Genomic DNA, 16203 nt, shown 5'->3' with positions numbered 1-16203 from the left:
AACTTAAACAACGTAACGAGCCAAGCTACTAATATGGCATCTTCTGCTTCTCAAATTGAAGATGCTGATATGGCAAAAGAAATGTCTAACATGACCAAGTTCAAGATTTTAAACGAAGCAGGCATCAGCATGCTTTCTCAAGCAAATCAAACTCCACAAATGGTTTCTAAATTATTACAATAAGCCATTTGAATTAGTTTCATGAATAAACCTCTCTGCTTGCGGAGAGGTTTATTTTTTCTATATAAACAGATTAAAGACTTCTCTTTTGCTTAAATAGAAGCTCTAGCCATATTTAGTAGCGGCCAGGGCTTACTTTACCCTCATCCCTTGTATTAAAACAAAAAGATAAAATAAGCATAAGTCTTCTTATCCTTCCATAGCCGTTTATTACTTTTAGAACACTAACTATATCAATCTATAAGGAGTGTCTATTATGCGTATTGGTACGAATGTTTTGAGTATGAATGCTAGCCAGTCGTTGTATGAGAATGAGAAGCGCATGAAGATGGCGACTGGTAAGAAGTTAAATACTGCTTCTGATACTCCAGCGAATGTAGCTATTGTGACTCGTATGCATGCGGGAGCGAGTGGTATACAAGTGGCGATTCGTAATAATGAGAATGCGATATCGATGCTTCGCATGGCAGAAGATGCCCTTCAAACTGTTACGAATATTTTGCAGCGGATGCGTGATTTAGCTGTTCAATCTGCGAACGGTACAAATTCAAATACAAACCGGGATGCACTGAATAAAGAGTTTCAATCTTTAACTGAACAAATTGGCTGTATTGGTGAGGCAATTATCTGTATTTGACGGTCAAAACCGTCCTGTTACGTTAGATGATATTGGTCATACAGTAGATATCACGAAACATATTCCCCCTTCCCCTACACAACATGACATCAACATTTCAACAGAACAAGATGCAAGAACGGTGTTTTGTAAAATTGAAGAGGCTTTGCAAAATGTATCACTTCATCGTGCCGATCTTGGCGCTATGATGAACCGTTTACAGTTTAATATAGAAAATTTAAATAGCCAAAGTACAGCGTTAATAGATGCTGCTTCTCGAATTGAAGATGCGGATATGGCGCAAGAGATGAGCGACTTTTTAAAGTTTAAATTATTAACTGAAGTTGCACTTACTATGGTTTCACAAGCAAATCAAATTCCGCAAATGGTTTCGAAGTTATTGCAGTCTTTAATATAATCTTTAAAACTATTGAAATAACTCCATAAAAAATAAAAAGAGGGATACATGCGTACTATGTATCCCTCTTTTCTATCAACCTAGCCATTATAAATGAGATCTTCCGCTAAAGAAGTAAACATCTCTCCAACGAGTGAATCTTCATCATATACACATGAGCCATTATTTTCTTCACGCTTCGCAAACGGTATTTGGACGATTACTTCTGTTTGCAGTTGTTCTGCTAACATTTCACCACCGCCTTTTCCGAAGAGATAGTTTCTTGAGCCATCTTGTTCTTCGTAATATGCCATATTTTCAACGATACCTAAAATATCGTGTTTCGTATGTTTTGCCATGACTCCTACTCTAGACGCGACAAATGAAGCTACATTGTGAGGCGTTGTAACGATAATTTCCTTTGCCTGCGGAATCATTGCAGCGACATCTATTGCAACGTCTCCTGTTCCAGGTGGTAAATCAAGAAGGAGATAGTCTAATTCTCCCCAGTGCGTGTTCGCAAGGAAGTTTTGTATCCATTTGTTTAACATCGGTCCGCGCCACATTACTGGGTTATTACCTTCTGTAAAGAATCCCATCGACATAATTTTAACACCGTGACTAACGACGGGAATTGCTGTTTGATCAATCATTATTGGCTTTTCATTCGTTTCCATCATAGCTGGGATACTGAATCCGTATATATCTGCATCTAAAATCCCAACCCTTTTCCCCATACGAGCTAACGCAGTAGCGAGGTTAATCGTCACAGTTGATTTTCCGACTCCCCCTTTTCCGCTCGTTATAGTAATAAAATGCACCCCTGAATCAGGTCGGAGCATACTAGGCATACCTGTTTCTGTTCTAGCCTCTTTTTTTAACGATGCTGTTAATGTTGCTCGTTCTTCCGGTGTCATCGAGCCGAATGTTAAAGAAACTTTCGATGCTCCAATGTTTCGAAGTGAGTCTTCAATATCTTGTTGAATTTTCGCCTTTAGCGGACAACCTTGTATCGTTAAAACTACTTCTAGCCCAACTTCTGTACCATCTATCTTTATATTTCTGACCATGTTTAATTCCACAATACTTTTGTGTAACTCTGGATCGTCTACATGGCTTAACGCGTTCATAATTTGTTCGTGAGTAATCATCATACACATTCCTTCCATTGTAATTATTTCACGTTATAAAGTGAAACTTTAATCAGTGGGGGTTTTTGTCCATCCCCCACTGATTATTAGTTGAACCAATCGGGCTTTTACGGGCAGTTGATCTCCCACCTAGCTTCTTTGCTTCAGCCGAATTTGGAGGTGGGAGTCTTACTGCCCGTTAATGCGGGATGAAAAAAGTCTCCGCTTTTCCCGCCCGTTTTTTGAACTAAATATGTTTCTTTCATAACCATCGTTTTATCAACAGCTTTACACATATCGTAAAAAGTAAGGGCGGCGATTGATACGGCCGTTAATGCTTCCATTTCTACACCTGTTTTACCGCTGCATGTTACTGTCGCTCGTATGATTAATTCATAGCCATCAGTTTTCTTTTCATAATGGAACGTAAAGTCTGTTCCTTGGATTAATATCGGGTGACACATCGGAATAATATCCGCTGTTTTTTTAGCACCGATTATTCCAGCTACTTGTGCTACTTGGAGCGGGTCTCCTTTTTTCAATCCACCACTTTGAATTGCTTCAAATAGTTCATTTGATAAAGAAATTGTACTTTGCGCAACAGCTGTACGTGTTGAAATACCTTTTTGAGAAATATCAACCATTTTTGCTCTTCCTTCTTCGTTCCAGTGCGAAAACTCACTCATAATAATCCTCCTTAACGTATGAAAGATTTGATATTCAAATAGAAAGAATTAACCTCCACTTACAGGGGGGATAAACGCTACTGTATCTCCGGCTTTTACGATATCTTCGTCCGTTACAAATTCTTCATTAATCGCTACCATAACTTTATCTAGCGTCTGTAATTGATAGTGATCTTTCAGCCATTTTTTCAATTGCTGAACATTCATCTCTCGTTTTTCTATTATTACTAATCTCTCTGAGCCGACTTCTTCTCGTAAATTTGCGAACAGTAAAATTGTAATCATTCTCTCATTCTTCTTTCTTTGGTTTTCCTTCTGGATAGGGAGTATTTTCAAGTTGATCTCCAATCCACTCCGTTCCATCTTCCCAAAATTCTTTTTTCCAAATTGGGACGATTCTCTTTATACGTTCAATTGCGTATTCATTCGCTTCATATGCCACTTTACGATGTGGCGACGATACTGCAATGACAACTGCGATATCCATTATTTCTAGTCGGCCTACTCGGTGCGTGATTGCTATTTTCGCATCCGGCCACTGTTTCTTAATTTCTTCTCCAATTTCAGTAAGCTTTTTTACCGCCATCGGTTTATATGCTTCATACTCAAGGTGTAACGTTCTTTTTCCTTTCGTTAATTCTCTAACCGTTCCAATAAAAGCTGTAATGGCTCCTGCTTCTCGTCTTGCTACTTTATTCGTTACTTCTTCCACTACAATCGGAGTATCTACAATTTCAAATTGTGCTTGTCCCATCAAAACCTCTCCCCACTTTTCGGAATGTCCAAGGCCATTCACTACCTTCGTTATCTTCTAATAAAAGAACGTCTACAAACATCCCTTTCTCATATCCTCTCGTACCGCCCGGTAGTACAATAAAAATGTTTGATTCTGCTAATGAAGAAACGGAACTAGATTTATCAAACCCTGAAGGATAAGCGACTAGTCGTCCTTCGTTATACTTCAGCTTCGCTCGTACAAATCTTGTAAATGGATTAGGTTTTAGAAAATCTTCTCCGAGCATTGCTTTTTCTCGTTTTACATATGGTGTTTCGCTAAACATATACGTACGAATGCTAGGTTTTACAAACAACTCAAAACCTACGTAACAAGCAGATGGATTACCTGATAATCCGAATAACAATTTCCCATTTAATTGCGCTACTGTTGTGACGCTTCCCGGCCGCATGGCAACTTTGTTGAAAAGAACTGATGCACCTAATTTTTCGTATATCACTGGCAAATAATCGTAATCTCCCACTGAAACACCGCCAGTTGTAATTAGCATATCAACTTCGCTTAACGCTCTTTTCACTGCTTCATAGCACGTATTCAAATCGTCGCTAAACTTCCCGAAGTATTTTACTCTTCCACCAGCTCTTCGAATTTGAGACGATATCATATACGTATTACTATTTCGAATTTTCCCAGGTTGTAGTTCTTCATTTACATCGAGAAGTTCACTCCCTGTCGCTAATAGTCCGATTACAGGCTTTTTCGCTACTGGCACTTCGCTATAACCGAATGTAGCAAGAAGAGCAGAAATACCTGGATTAATGTAACAACCCCTTTTTGCGAGAACGGTTCCTTTACATGCATCTTCACCTTGAAAGGACATATTGTCCCCTTCTTTAAATGAGCGCCTCACTTCCATATAGCTTTTTCCGATATTCTCATATTGACGATGACGAGTGAGTTCTAGCATGACAACCGCGTTACATCCTTTCGGAATTTGTGCCCCTGTCATAATTCGAACTGCTTGCAACGCTTCTACTTCTTTATCGAATACAGAACCTGCTCCAATTTCACCAATTACTTCAAATACAATTGGATTCTCACGACTTGCCCACTTCGTATCTTCTGCCCTAATAGCAAATCCATCATATGGCGAGCGATCGAAGGAAGGGACATCGTGATCCGCTATTAAATCATCTGCTAACGTACGTCCGTATGCTAATTCCAGTGGTACTAGTTCTTTTACACCACAATTTACGAACAGCCTCTTCAACTGTAATTGGCACTCTTCTTTCCATCATTACCAATCCCTCTCTATTACCCTAATAACCGATAGTATAGTTGTTTCGCTTTTTGAATTTCATTCATGCCATGAATAAATACACGACCATCATGAAAAATGACGATGCGATACTCTTCTAATTGGCAAGAGAGCAAATACGGATTCCGCTCTACTTTCCCGTGTTTTTTTAATACTTTTTCTAAATCATCAAAGTTGTAATGACTATTATGCACCGGTCTAATTTGAACTGTATTTCTTCCACATAAAACAGCTGTCTTCGTTTGGTTTTCGTAAGATAAATAAGGATAAGTTCTATTTGTTCCGCACGAAGGACAGTCTTCTGTTTTGATTTTTCCTACTTTGATAGAATGATGTTGATTACTCCATATATCAAACATTAAAAAAGTTTTTCTAATTGCTGCGTAATCTTCTACTAAAATTTTGAATGCTTCTGCTACTTGATAGGCTGCGACAATTTGCACAGCTGGACTAATAATTCCAACTGTGTCACATGTCGCTCCTGTAACAGGAACACTTTTCAGCACACAATGTAAGCACGGTGTTTTCTTTGGAATAATCGTATAGCTCATGCCATACGATCCGACACAAGAACCGTAAATCCAAGGAATATTGTGTTTTTGTGATAGGTCATTGATCACAAAACGAATATCGAAATTATCTGTTGCGTCAATAATGACATCAACACCATCTAATAAAGCTTCCATATTATCTACTCTTGCATCCATTACAAGAGCTTGAATTTGCACGTTTGAATTAATTTGTTTGAGACGATTCTGCGCTGCAATTGCTTTTGGCAACTTTTCTATCGCATCTCTTTCAGCGTAAAGTTGTTGCCGCTGTAAATTACTCCATTCTACGTAATCACGATCAATAATCGTTAATTTCCCGATACCTGCACGTACAAACGCCTCTGCACTGGCACTTCCTAATGCACCTGCCCCTATTATTAATACATGCTTATTTCTAATCTTCTCTTGCCCTTCTTTTCCAATAGGAGTGAACAACTGTTGTCGTGAATACCGTTCTATCATGAGGTATCCTTCCTTTCATTTAGAAAATCCGCTTCAATTACTATTATTTTTTCAATACATCTTCTTCGGTAGCACTTTGTTTCTGATAACAAGAAAAATAAGCGAATCCAACAAATCCAGCTCCGCCAATTACATTTCCGATAAAGACAGGAACAAAGTTTTTCGCAAGATCCATCCATGTAAGGTGTCCCGCAAAAATAACTGCCGAAATGACAAACATATTCGCTACCACTTGCTGAAATCCAATTACGACAAAGGCCATAATCGGAATCCAAATTCCAACAATCTTCCCGATCAAATCGTTCGTTCCGTAAGCTAACCAAATCGCAAGGCAAACGAGCCAGTTACAACCAATTGCTAAAATTAACGTTCTCCCGAAAGATTCATGTAACTTATCTTGAGCTATCGCTATCGTTTTATTTAAATACGCACCCTCAGTTAGCCCACCAAGATGACCGAAACAATACGCTACGAAAAGCGCACCTACAAAGTTAGTCAAAGTGATCCAAGCCCAATTGTTTAACACATGCTTCAATGAAATTTTCCACGCATAAAGGGCCATAGCCATTGACATCATATTTCCCGTAATTAATTCTCCTCCTGCTAAAACAACGAGCATAAGTCCAATAGGAAAAACCGCTCCCCCTATAAAATTGACTAAACTCCCCCATTGCTCCGGTACATTACCTAGAACCCGAATATTAAGTAAAAATCCTAACGAAATGAATGCTCCTCCTAAAAAACCAAGAATAAGCATTGCGGATAGCGGTTGCCTTACCTTTTGAACACCGGATTCAATCACAAGCGCCGCGATTTGTTCCGGTTTATGAAATGCCATAACCAATTCCTCCATTTTTCTCATCTAAAAAAAGCAGCACCAAAAAACCTTAACATCGTAAGGATTTTTGAATGCTGCTTAATCTCTCTGCATATCTCTTACAGAAATATCAATCATCATTTTTACTATACTCATAGAAAGTGTACAAAACTTGCACACTGTCCACTATTTACTTTAACAAAGAGAATCTACATTTATAGTAGTTTCTCAGCCACCGATATGCGACATTTCAATTTTTCGAGATGTTTTTTTATTCGTATTGCTTAACCGTTCATCTGAATAACGGTCTGAACGATTATTCCAAATGTCACGAATAATATTAGTAATTTCCTCATCCGTATATCCAGAACGAAGTAATTCTTTAAGATTGTTTCCTTTAGAAGCAAACAAACATGTATACAATTTTCCTTCTGCGGAAATACGTGCTCTTGTACATGATGAACAGAACGAATCTGTTACAGATGAAATAATTCCTATTTCTTCATCACTACCGATATAGCGATAACGTGTCGCAACTTCACCAGGATAGTTCGCTTCAATACGTTCAAGCGGCATAACTTTATGAATCATCTCTACTATTTCTTGTTTAGAAACTACTTCGCCTAATTCCCAGCCGTTAAAATTTCCGACATCCATATATTCAATGAACCGAAGGATATGCTTATTCTCTTTAAAGTACTCTGCCATCTGAACGATGTCTTGTTCATTTTTCCCTTTTTGAACAACCATGTTCATTTTAATTTTCATTCCGGCTTCCGCTGCAGCCTGTATTCCTGCAAGAACCGTTTTCACTTTACTTCTATTCCCATTTAAATAAGAGAATCGCTCTTCATTTAACGAGTCTAAACTAACTGTCACACGAGATAAACCCGCCTTATATAAATCCGGAGCAAATTTTTTAAGTAATGATCCATTTGTCGTTAAACCAATATCCTCTACTCCTTCAATTTCGTTTAACCGTTGTATGAGTTCAGGTAGGCCTTTTCGGAGTAAAGGCTCTCCCCCAGTAATGCGTAACTTTCTTACACCTAAAGAAACGAAAATACGTGTAATCCTTTCAATTTCATCAAAAGATAAAATTTTATCATTAGACAAAAAAGAATAATCACGACCAAATATTTCCTCCGGCATACAATATCGACAGCGAAAATTACAACGATCAGTAACAGAAATACGCAAGTCCTTTAAAGGACGATCCAATTTGTCTAATGTAACAGATTTCATATTTATTGCCTCGTTTCTACTTATTTATATTTACAATTCGCTCTGGATGCGTATATACATTTAAAGATTTATTACGAATGAAGCCTATTGTAGTAATCCCTAACTGCTCCGCTAGCTCTAATGCTAACTCAGTTGGAGCTGATTTTGACAATATTACTTCACAGCCAATTTTCGCAACTTTTAATAGAATTTCAGAAGAGATACGTCCGCTAAAAACAATAATTTTATCACCAATCGAAATGTTATTTTTTAAACAATAGCCGTAAATTTTATCTAAAGCGTTATGTCTTCCTATATCCATGCGGCTTAAAACAATTCCGTTCACATCACATAAAGCTGCATTATGAACGCCGCCTGTATGTTGAAACGTAGACGCAGATTGCTGCATATCATTCATTAACCGAAAACAATCCTCGGCAGAGATTTTTACGCGAATATCATTCATTTTTTTCGCAGTCAGCGCATCGTTTGCGAAAACAAACCCTTGCCTACTCATTCCACAGCACGAAGTAATATAACGTTTGTTTTGCATGTCACGATAATAAGGGTTGATTTTCGTCGTTTTCACATGTACATAGCCTTCTTTTTCTTGCACCCATATTTCATCAATATCTTCATACTTTCGGATAATGCCTTCCGAAGCTAAAAAGCCAATTACCATATCTTCAATATACTCTGGAGTACTAACCATTGTAACAAATTCCTGGCCGTTAATTTTAACCGTAACAGGAAACTCTGTTACAATGCTGTCCTCTATAAGTTTAAATTCCCCTTGCTCATATTTAAAAATTTCCCGTTCCACCTGAATCGATTTCACGATGAGCATCCTTCTCTCACGTTATATTTTTATCAAAAACAAACACGGAAACTGCAATATCTTCATCTACTTTCATATCAGAAAATAGATGAACTAACTTCGCCCCAACAAGTTCTTCTAAATGTTCATGAGGATTAGCCGCATACACTTCTTGAATCATTTTTGTTCGAGCCATATGAACCATTTCCGCCCCATCCATAGTTCCTGAAATAAATTTCTCTGTAGGTGTCAAATTCCCATAAAGTGTAGCAATCGCCATGTTTTCAGTAAATACAGTATGAATTCGTTCCGGTCCTTTCCCGAACAACTCTTTGCGAAGCTTTCGGATCATATCATTAAATTCATGTACCATTTTTGACATACTCTCATTCCTTCCTAGTTATTCCATCACAACTATTTTAACAAAATGACCATTTCGTCGCCTAAACTATTTAATAATGAGACGAAATGGATCATCTTAGACAATTATCTCAAGTACGCAAACAACATATGAAATACTATTATTGTTGCTTATCTATTCTTCTTTTAACCCTTTACCCATACCTTTTAAGAAATGAAGACCGAATCCGATAGCACGATTAATATCTGGATCCTTCAGTACTTTCATAAGGTCTAATATTCCTACTTTCTTATTACTTTGCAGATGCTGATTCCCTTCATCCATACCTATTAATACACTACCTATAAGTTTTTTAGTAAGTTCCGGATCAAGTTCTGTTAAAGCTCCTGCAGCGCCCATCATATTATTAATTAAATTTGTAACTGGTTCACGAGTGACTTGACCTAGAACGATTTTTGCGATTGGTTCTTTCGCTTTCAGCATAGAATTTGCAGCTTCCAGCATCCCGATGTCATTTAGTTCACCTACTATATTAAACATTTGATTTAAAGCATCTTCATTATTAGCTAGCAGTTCTTTTAAGTCTTCGAGTTTTTGTTGTTTAATTTCTTCCTCGGTTAGCTCCTGCTTCTGGATCGCTTGAATAGGTGCTGCCATATTCTTTTCTCCCCCTTAGTTATCCGTTAAGTGTACGTATCCTGGACGAGTCCACTTGCGATTTACCTCAATGCCGTTTTGAGGGTGACGCTTTTTATTACGTGGGTTCGTTTTTGGCATCGGATTTTCACCTTCTACTTGTAACACTTCCATACGCACTTTCGTTTGTTTATATGCAGGCGTGTTTGTACGCAAGTCAACGGCAGGACCTGTTAAGAAATTAATTGCCGATTCTTTATCAGTCGAATTCATCGGTAAATACAGTTCATTCGCTTTTACACGATCCGTTACAAGTACACGTAATTTAAGTGCTCCGAATGGAGAAACAAGGCGTACTAACGATCCGGTTTTCACTCCACGTTCCCTTGCAAGTTCTGGAGAAACTTCAACGAAAACACCTGGTACTTTCGATTGAATACCAGTTGATTTATTTGTCATGTTCCCTTCATGGAAATGTTCAAGCATACGACCGTTATTAATGTGAAGATCGTATTCTGCTGGGAATGCAGCAGGACGTACCCAATCAGCTATCGCAAAACGAGCCTTTTTGTCTGGGAAGTTAAATCCATCTTTGAATAGAAGCGGCGTATTCGTTCCATCAAAACTTCCCCAGTGGAAACTGTTCCATCCTTCAAGCACTTCATAGTTTGCGTGTGCGAATAAAGGAGATAAATTTGCCATTTCAGCAAATATTTCACTTGGATGACTGTAGTTCCAGTTCGCGCCTAACTTATTCGCAATTGCCTGCACGATCCACCAGTCTGGTTTCGCATCTTCTAGCGTTGGAAGCACTTGATATAACCTTTGTACACGACGCTCAGTATTTGTAAAAGTACCTTCTTTCTCAAGAGATGGCGCTGCTGGTAATACTACATCAGCGTATTGAGCTGTTTTAGAAAGAAACACATCTTGAACGACAAAAAATTCAAGGCTTGATAACACTTCATGTACGTGATTTGCGTTAGAGTCTACAAGAGCCATATCTTCTCCAACAAGATACATAGCTTTCATTTTACCTTCATCAATTGCGTGAAGCATTTCAATGTTATTAAGACCTGGTTTGTTATCAATTTTTACTCCGTAAGCTATTTCAAATTTCGCACGTTCTACATCATCAGTAACGTGTTGATATCCCGGAAGCCAACCTGGGAGAGTTCCCATATCACAAGCACCTTGTACGTTATTATGACCTCGAAGTGGATATGCACCAGCACCTGGGCGGCGATAGTTTCCTGTTGCAAGAAGTAAGTTTGAAATCGCAGCGGAAGTATCTGAACCACCCGTATTTTGCGTTACACCCATACCCCAAAGAATACACGTACCATCTGCATCACGAATCATCTCGGCCATTTGAACGAGAGTTTCTTTTGAAATACCTGTAATCTCTTCTGCATATTCAAGCGTATATTCTTTAAGACTTTCTTTGAAATCTTCAAAGAAGTTTACATTCTCGTCGATGAACTGCTCATCATGCCAACCTTGATCGATCATATATTTTGTAACAGCCATTAACCATACTTGATCTGTTCCTTGCTTTGGACTAATAAAGATATCTGAACGCTCTGCCATTTCAGTTTTACGAAGATCTGCAACAATTAGCTTTTGACCGTGAAGTTTATGTGCACGTTTCACACGAGTCGCTAGCACAGGATGACCTTCTGTCGGATTACAACCGACAATAATAACAAGGCCTGATTGTGCAATATCTTTAATCGTCCCCGCATCTCCGCCCATACCAATTGTACGGAACAATCCATCCGTCGCTGGTGATTGACAATAACGTGAGCAGTTATCAATATTGTTCGTTTCAAACACTTGTCGTGCTAATTTTTGAATAACATAGTTGTCTTCATTCGTAATTTTAGAAGAAGAAATAAAGCCGATAGAACCTTTACCGTACTCTTCTTTAATAGAGCCCAATTTATTCGCTACTACATGAAGTGCCTCTTCCCAAGTCGATTCAACGAACACTCCATTTTTACGAATTAAAGGTTTCGTAAGTCGTTTTTCAGAATTCACGAAATCCCAACCGAATTTTCCTTTTACACAAGTAGAAATTGCATTAACTGGTGCCTCAGAAGTTGGTTGCACCTTTAAAATTTTGCGCCCTTTCGTCCATACCTCAAATGAACAACCTACACCACAAAACGTACATACTGTTTTCGTCTTCTTCGTACGAGTATCGCGCATCGCAGCTTCTACTTCTGACACAGCAAAAATACCGCTATATCCAGGTTCAACCTCTTTAATAAGGTCAACCATAGGCCCCATAATATCCGGTTTTAACCCTGTCATAAATCCAGCTTCACCGAGCATCGATTTCTCCATTAATGCATTACAAGGACAAATTGTTACACATTGACCGCAGCTTACACATGAAGAATCGTTAATATCTACTCCTTCGTCCCAAATAACACGAGGACGCTCTGCCTCCCAATCAATCGATAACGTTTCATTTACTTGTAAGTTTTGACACACCTCTACACATTGACCGCACGCGATACATTGATTCGGGTCATAGCGGTAAAATGGATGGGACATATCGACTTCGCCTGCATCAACTTTTGGTTCGTAAGGATATTTTTGATGCTCAATTTCCATTAATTCTGCCGTATTATGCAATTTACAATTCCCGTTATTGTTGTCACATACCGTACAGTAAAGTAAATGATTTTCTAGTAAACGATCCATCGCCTCATGTTGTGCTGCCTTCGCACTAATAGAGGACAACTCGATATTCATACCGTCCGTCACTACTGTAGAACACGATCGCACTAGCTTTCCATTCACTTCTACAATGCAAGTATCACACGTTTGAATCGGATCCACTTCCGGCACGTAACAAATTTGTGGATGTTCAATTCCGTTCTCATTAATGATGCCTAGTACCGTTGAACCAGGCTCAGCACTATATTCTTTGCCGTCAATTGTAATATGAACCATGCTGTCGTTCATGGTTACTCCCCCTTTTTGAGAATAAAAAAAACTCCACCACGAAAATATACGCACCACATTTTTGGCACGTTATCATCATGGTGGAGTAGTTTATTAGCACATCTTGCTAAAATACCAGTCCATTTATTCATAAATAAAATGATAGATTCATAACAGGTCATATCACGATTCCATCTTTAACACTATAATTATAGCGTTAAATCCAAAAATACACAATATAAATATCATTACAAAGGACAAAGCACATAATGCTCTGACCTTTGTATTACATTTTAGAATTATTCTGAGATGACTTACTTCCCGGTGCAAACCAACCAATTAGTGCAATAGCAACTAATACTCCGTAGAAGATTAAAGTCCAAGTTGTACTGTGCGGGAAATCATGGTCTAAGATACCAATATCCTCATGGGCAAGTGTAATTACAGCGAGTTTTACACCGACCCAGGCAACAATTGCATATGCTGTTGTTTCCAATGCTGGACGTTTCTCAAGTAATTGTACAAACCAAGTTGCCGCAAATTTAATTAAAATAAGCCCGGCAATCCCTCCGAGAAGTACAACTATGAACTGGCCTCCATCCATACCACCGAAATCTTCTAGCGGTGAATCTGGAAGACCAAGGGCAAGAGCAACTGCGGCTAATATTGAATCGATCGCGAAGGCAAGGTCAGCTAATGCGATCTTTCCTACTGTGAACCAGTAGCTTTTACCTGCCGCTTCCTTTTCATCGTCCTTATGAATATTTTGATTGTCTTTTCCGAATTGCGCCTGAATGACATGCTTCAATCCTAAATAAAGAAGATAGGCTGCTCCTATCGCTTGTATTTGCCAAACATTTGCAATAAATGATATGGCAAATAGGGCTGCAAATCGAAAAACGAAGGCCATAATGATTCCGTAATTTATAGCTCTTTTTTTCTCTTCTTCAGGTAAATGTTTCGCTATAACTGCTAGTACAAGGGCATTGTCAGCTGATAACAAACCTTCTAATCCGATTAAAATTAATAATGCCCACGCATACTCTAGCCATATTGAATCCATCCGCTTCTCTCCTTTCTAAAACTAAAAACAGATAAGGTCTTTGCTCAATAGAATTTCCTATTAAGACAAATTAAATGCTAAAACATTTTGACAGTTACTTTGTTGTCCTCTATTTGTTATAATTCCAACAAAAAACAAGTCTAGATTGTGTTTTTCTTAGACAGGGTGACGCTACATTGTGCTTAAAAACTTGATGAATTCATCTTCATTTACAGGTTTACTGTAGTAATAGCCCTGAATTAGATAACATGCATTACGTTGTAACACTGTTAATTGTTCCTTCGTTTCTACCCCTTCTGCGATCACTTTCATGTTTAAAGTATGCGCTAGTGAAATAATGGTATGAATAATTTCATTTCCATCAGTAGAATTTCCGATCCTATTAACAAATTCTCTTGGAATTTTTAAGGTATCAATTGGATACAAAGGGAGATATGCTAATGAAGAATACCCTGTGCCAAAATCGTCAATTGATAAATGTACACCATATGATTTTAATGCTTTTAACTTCGCTAACGTTTCTTTTTCATCTACCATTGCTATCCGCTCAGTTAATTCTAAATCGATCGAACTAGCAGGTACCCCTACTTCTTCTATAGTAGATATGATTGTTTGAACAAAGTCCTTCTGTTCAAACTCTATAGCTGATAAATTTATCCCCATTTTTAGATTTGAATAGCCCGCAGAATGCCATTCTTTCAGTTGTCGACACGCTTCCTGTAACGTCCATTTCCCAATTGAAATAATCTGCGATGTTTCTTCCGCGATAGGTATAAACTCAAAAGGTGAAATCAGCCCCAGCTCTGGATGTTGCCAACGTATTAAAGCCTCTGCACCAATAACCATACCAGCCTTACTATCAACTTGTGGTTGATATAATAGAAACAGCTCATTATTTTCTAATGCATTAGGTAAATCCTGTTCTAATCGTAATCGTCTTGTTATTTTTTTTGATAATGTCTCGTCATACATGCAAACAGCATTATTACCTTTTTCCTTTGCACTATACATAGCAATATCAGCATGTTGTAAAAGTGTAGTAGTATTTATTCCTCCAAACGGATACACTGCTATTCCTATACTAAGAGATAAGTAAAAGCTATGCTGATTTACTACAAATGCTTCTTCAGTTATACGAAACAGAGTTTCACACAAATCCAATAGCTGTTGCTCTGTATGGTTATGGACTATGATTGCAAACTCATCTCCCCCTATTCTCGCTAGAGGAATAGCCGGTAACAGACATGTCCTAAAACGTTTAGCAACTTCTTTTAAAACACTGTCACCAATTGAATGTCCCAGTGTATCATTAATAGTCTTAAAACGATTTAAATCTATATACAAGAGTCCAAATTCATCCTGCGTTTTTTGTGCACGCCCAATGGATTTTTCTAATTCTTGTTGGAAGAATATTCGATTTCCAATCCCCGTCACTGTATCATGGAATGCTAGATAGTTTATCTCATCTTGTTGTTGCTTCATTCTCGTAATGTCTTTTACCATTACATAACTCCCAAAAGTTTTCCCTTCTATCATAATAGGAACAATGGTGACGTACCAAAAATGAATGTCCTTCTCATTATTATTTTTCACACGTAATTGTAACGAAGCCGAACTGCATCGTTTCCCTTCCTGTAGAGCCGCTTCCAATTCAGATCTATCTTCATCTAAAAAAATTGAGAAGCACTCTTTACCTATTAATTCATCACTGTTTTTTCCTAATAACATACTTCCAGCCTGGTTTATATTTAACACAGTACCATTTGAATCAATCGTTAATATAGGATCTGGATGATACTCATATAATGACTTAAATCTCTCTTGATTTTTGACCAAGTCATTGGATTTGTTTATTAAATCTTCTGTTCTTTGAGATACTTTTTGTTCTAATTGATTATTAAACACTTTTAACATCTCGGTTAAATCTCTGTTTTGCATTCGTACGATTGTATGACGAATCAGCACAAATACAAATGCAATACAATTTCCAGTAATAAGTGTAGCCGAGGAAGTTTGCTCTTTAAGAGTAAAACCAATTAAGACTGCAACTGCAAGATAAGGAAATATGACAAGAAGTTTCTTTCCGAATGTCGGATCAATAATAAAATAATTTCTTCTAGAAGAAGCATTCTTCGGTATAGCAGCAGCAATAGCAATTAATAATAGGAAAACTCTATACAAACACCTTAATAATATAAGTGAACGATCTGACAAATCATCTTGTAAGTAAAAATACAAGTAGTCCGTAATAGCC

Annotated in this window: 14 protein-coding genes and 3 pseudogenes; 2 read left to right on the top strand and 15 right to left on the bottom strand. The window is 37.9% G+C overall.

Features of this window, described 5'->3' with window-relative positions:
- Together ACFWDE_RS12865 and ACFWDE_RS12860 are read left to right on the top strand one after the other, a co-directional pair.
- The coding region (locus tag ACFWDE_RS12865) for a flagellin (protein WP_377892715.1) at window positions 1-183 on the top strand (183 nt) is incomplete at its 5' end.
- Between the two features lie 253 nt (window positions 184-436).
- Window positions 437-1214: pseudogene (locus ACFWDE_RS12860) on the top strand (flagellin N-terminal helical domain-containing protein).
- Between the two features lie 80 nt (window positions 1215-1294).
- On the opposite strand, the gene ACFWDE_RS12855 reads toward ACFWDE_RS12860, so the two are convergent.
- The 15 genes and pseudogenes from ACFWDE_RS12855 to ACFWDE_RS12785 form a co-directional block, all read right to left on the bottom strand.
- Window positions 1295-2347 carry a P-loop NTPase gene (locus tag ACFWDE_RS12855; protein WP_377892713.1) on the bottom strand — a complete coding sequence of 351 codons (1053 nt, stop codon included), beginning with the start codon at window positions 2345-2347 and terminating at the stop codon, window positions 1295-1297.
- 140 nt (window positions 2348-2487) lie between these two features.
- Window positions 2488-3009 (bottom strand): cyclic pyranopterin monophosphate synthase MoaC, encoded by a 522-nt coding sequence (moaC, locus tag ACFWDE_RS12850; protein WP_377892712.1) that lies wholly within the window; start codon window positions 3007-3009, stop codon window positions 2488-2490.
- Between the two features lie 48 nt (window positions 3010-3057).
- The gene (gene moaD / locus ACFWDE_RS12845; RefSeq protein WP_377892710.1) at window positions 3058-3294 is read right to left on the bottom strand and encodes a molybdopterin converting factor subunit 1; all 237 of its coding nucleotides are present in this window, start codon (window positions 3292-3294) and stop codon (window positions 3058-3060) included.
- Between the two features lie 4 nt (window positions 3295-3298).
- Window positions 3299-3763 carry a molybdenum cofactor biosynthesis protein MoaE gene (locus ACFWDE_RS12840; RefSeq protein ID WP_377892708.1) on the bottom strand — a complete coding sequence of 155 codons (465 nt, stop codon included), beginning with the start codon at window positions 3761-3763 and terminating at the stop codon, window positions 3299-3301.
- Window positions 3744-5040, bottom strand: a pseudogene (locus tag ACFWDE_RS12835) (molybdopterin molybdotransferase MoeA). The gene ACFWDE_RS12840 and the pseudogene ACFWDE_RS12835 overlap by 20 nt, the downstream one beginning before the upstream one ends.
- Window positions 5041-5059: 19 nt before the next feature.
- A complete protein-coding gene (locus ACFWDE_RS12830) occupies window positions 5060-6076 on the bottom strand; it encodes a molybdopterin-synthase adenylyltransferase MoeB (RefSeq protein WP_377892706.1) in 1017 nt (338 codons plus the stop codon).
- Window positions 6077-6119: 43 nt separating this feature from the next.
- Window positions 6120-6914, bottom strand: coding sequence for a formate channel (locus ACFWDE_RS12825; RefSeq protein ID WP_377892704.1), 795 nt, complete (start codon window positions 6912-6914; stop codon window positions 6120-6122).
- 207 nt (window positions 6915-7121) lie between these two features.
- Complete coding sequence (moaA, locus tag ACFWDE_RS12820; RefSeq protein ID WP_377892702.1) at window positions 7122-8138, bottom strand: GTP 3',8-cyclase MoaA; 1017 nt, start codon at window positions 8136-8138, stop codon at window positions 7122-7124.
- A gap of 16 nt (window positions 8139-8154) precedes the next feature.
- Window positions 8155-8955 carry a formate dehydrogenase accessory sulfurtransferase FdhD gene (gene fdhD, locus ACFWDE_RS12815; protein WP_377892700.1) on the bottom strand — a complete coding sequence of 267 codons (801 nt, stop codon included), beginning with the start codon at window positions 8953-8955 and terminating at the stop codon, window positions 8155-8157.
- A gap of 16 nt (window positions 8956-8971) precedes the next feature.
- Entirely contained in the window at window positions 8972-9316 is a 345-nt protein-coding gene (locus ACFWDE_RS12810) for a Na-translocating system protein MpsC family protein (protein WP_000041502.1), read from the bottom strand.
- 153 nt (window positions 9317-9469) lie between these two features.
- Window positions 9470-9952 (bottom strand): helical membrane plugin domain-containing protein, encoded by a 483-nt coding sequence (locus ACFWDE_RS12805; protein ID WP_377892698.1) that lies wholly within the window; start codon window positions 9950-9952, stop codon window positions 9470-9472.
- A 15-nt stretch (window positions 9953-9967) separates the two neighbouring features.
- Window positions 9968-12907 (bottom strand): formate dehydrogenase subunit alpha, encoded by a 2940-nt coding sequence (gene fdhF / locus ACFWDE_RS12800; RefSeq protein ID WP_377892697.1) that lies wholly within the window; start codon window positions 12905-12907, stop codon window positions 9968-9970.
- Window positions 12876-13068: pseudogene (locus ACFWDE_RS12795) on the bottom strand (hypothetical protein). The gene fdhF and the pseudogene ACFWDE_RS12795 overlap by 32 nt, the downstream one beginning before the upstream one ends.
- A 104-nt stretch (window positions 13069-13172) precedes the next feature.
- Window positions 13173-13949 carry a TerC family protein gene (locus ACFWDE_RS12790; RefSeq protein ID WP_002012018.1) on the bottom strand — a complete coding sequence of 259 codons (777 nt, stop codon included), beginning with the start codon at window positions 13947-13949 and terminating at the stop codon, window positions 13173-13175.
- 171 nt (window positions 13950-14120) lie between these two features.
- Window positions 14121-16203: sensor domain-containing protein (locus ACFWDE_RS12785; RefSeq protein WP_377892696.1), on the bottom strand; the 2083-nt coding region annotated here is incomplete at its 5' end.

Origin of the sequence: Bacillus sp. NPDC060175 (genome assembly GCF_042728695.1) — a bacterium.
Classification (GTDB): Bacteria; Bacillota; Bacilli; order Bacillales; family Bacillaceae_G; genus Bacillus_A.
The sequence above is the reverse complement of the archived record's forward strand: the minus strand, read 5'-3'. Positions and strand labels throughout refer to the sequence as shown.

Excerpts from the sequence above, each read along its gene's own strand:
- ACFWDE_RS12830 (WP_377892706.1), bottom strand. The coding sequence starts at position 6,076 with ATGATAGAACGGTATTCACGACAACAGTTGTTCACTCCTATTGGAAAA.
- moaA (WP_377892702.1), bottom strand. The coding sequence starts at position 8,138 with ATGAAATCTGTTACATTAGACAAATTGGATCGTCCTTTAAAGGACTTG.
- ACFWDE_RS12855 (WP_377892713.1), bottom strand. The coding sequence starts at position 2,347 with ATGATGATTACTCACGAACAAATTATGAACGCGTTAAGCCATGTAGAC.
- moaC (WP_377892712.1), bottom strand. The coding sequence starts at position 3,009 with ATGAGTGAGTTTTCGCACTGGAACGAAGAAGGAAGAGCAAAAATGGTT.
- moaD (WP_377892710.1), bottom strand. The coding sequence starts at position 3,294 with ATGATTACAATTTTACTGTTCGCAAATTTACGAGAAGAAGTCGGCTCA.
- ACFWDE_RS12825 (WP_377892704.1), bottom strand. The coding sequence starts at position 6,914 with ATGGCATTTCATAAACCGGAACAAATCGCGGCGCTTGTGATTGAATCC.
- ACFWDE_RS12805 (WP_377892698.1), bottom strand. The coding sequence starts at position 9,952 with ATGGCAGCACCTATTCAAGCGATCCAGAAGCAGGAGCTAACCGAGGAA.
- fdhF (WP_377892697.1), bottom strand. The coding sequence starts at position 12,907 with ATGAACGACAGCATGGTTCATATTACAATTGACGGCAAAGAATATAGT.
- ACFWDE_RS12840 (WP_377892708.1), bottom strand. The coding sequence starts at position 3,763 with ATGGGACAAGCACAATTTGAAATTGTAGATACTCCGATTGTAGTGGAA.
- ACFWDE_RS12810 (WP_000041502.1), bottom strand. The coding sequence starts at position 9,316 with ATGTCAAAAATGGTACATGAATTTAATGATATGATCCGAAAGCTTCGC.
- ACFWDE_RS12790 (WP_002012018.1), bottom strand. The coding sequence starts at position 13,949 with ATGGATTCAATATGGCTAGAGTATGCGTGGGCATTATTAATTTTAATC.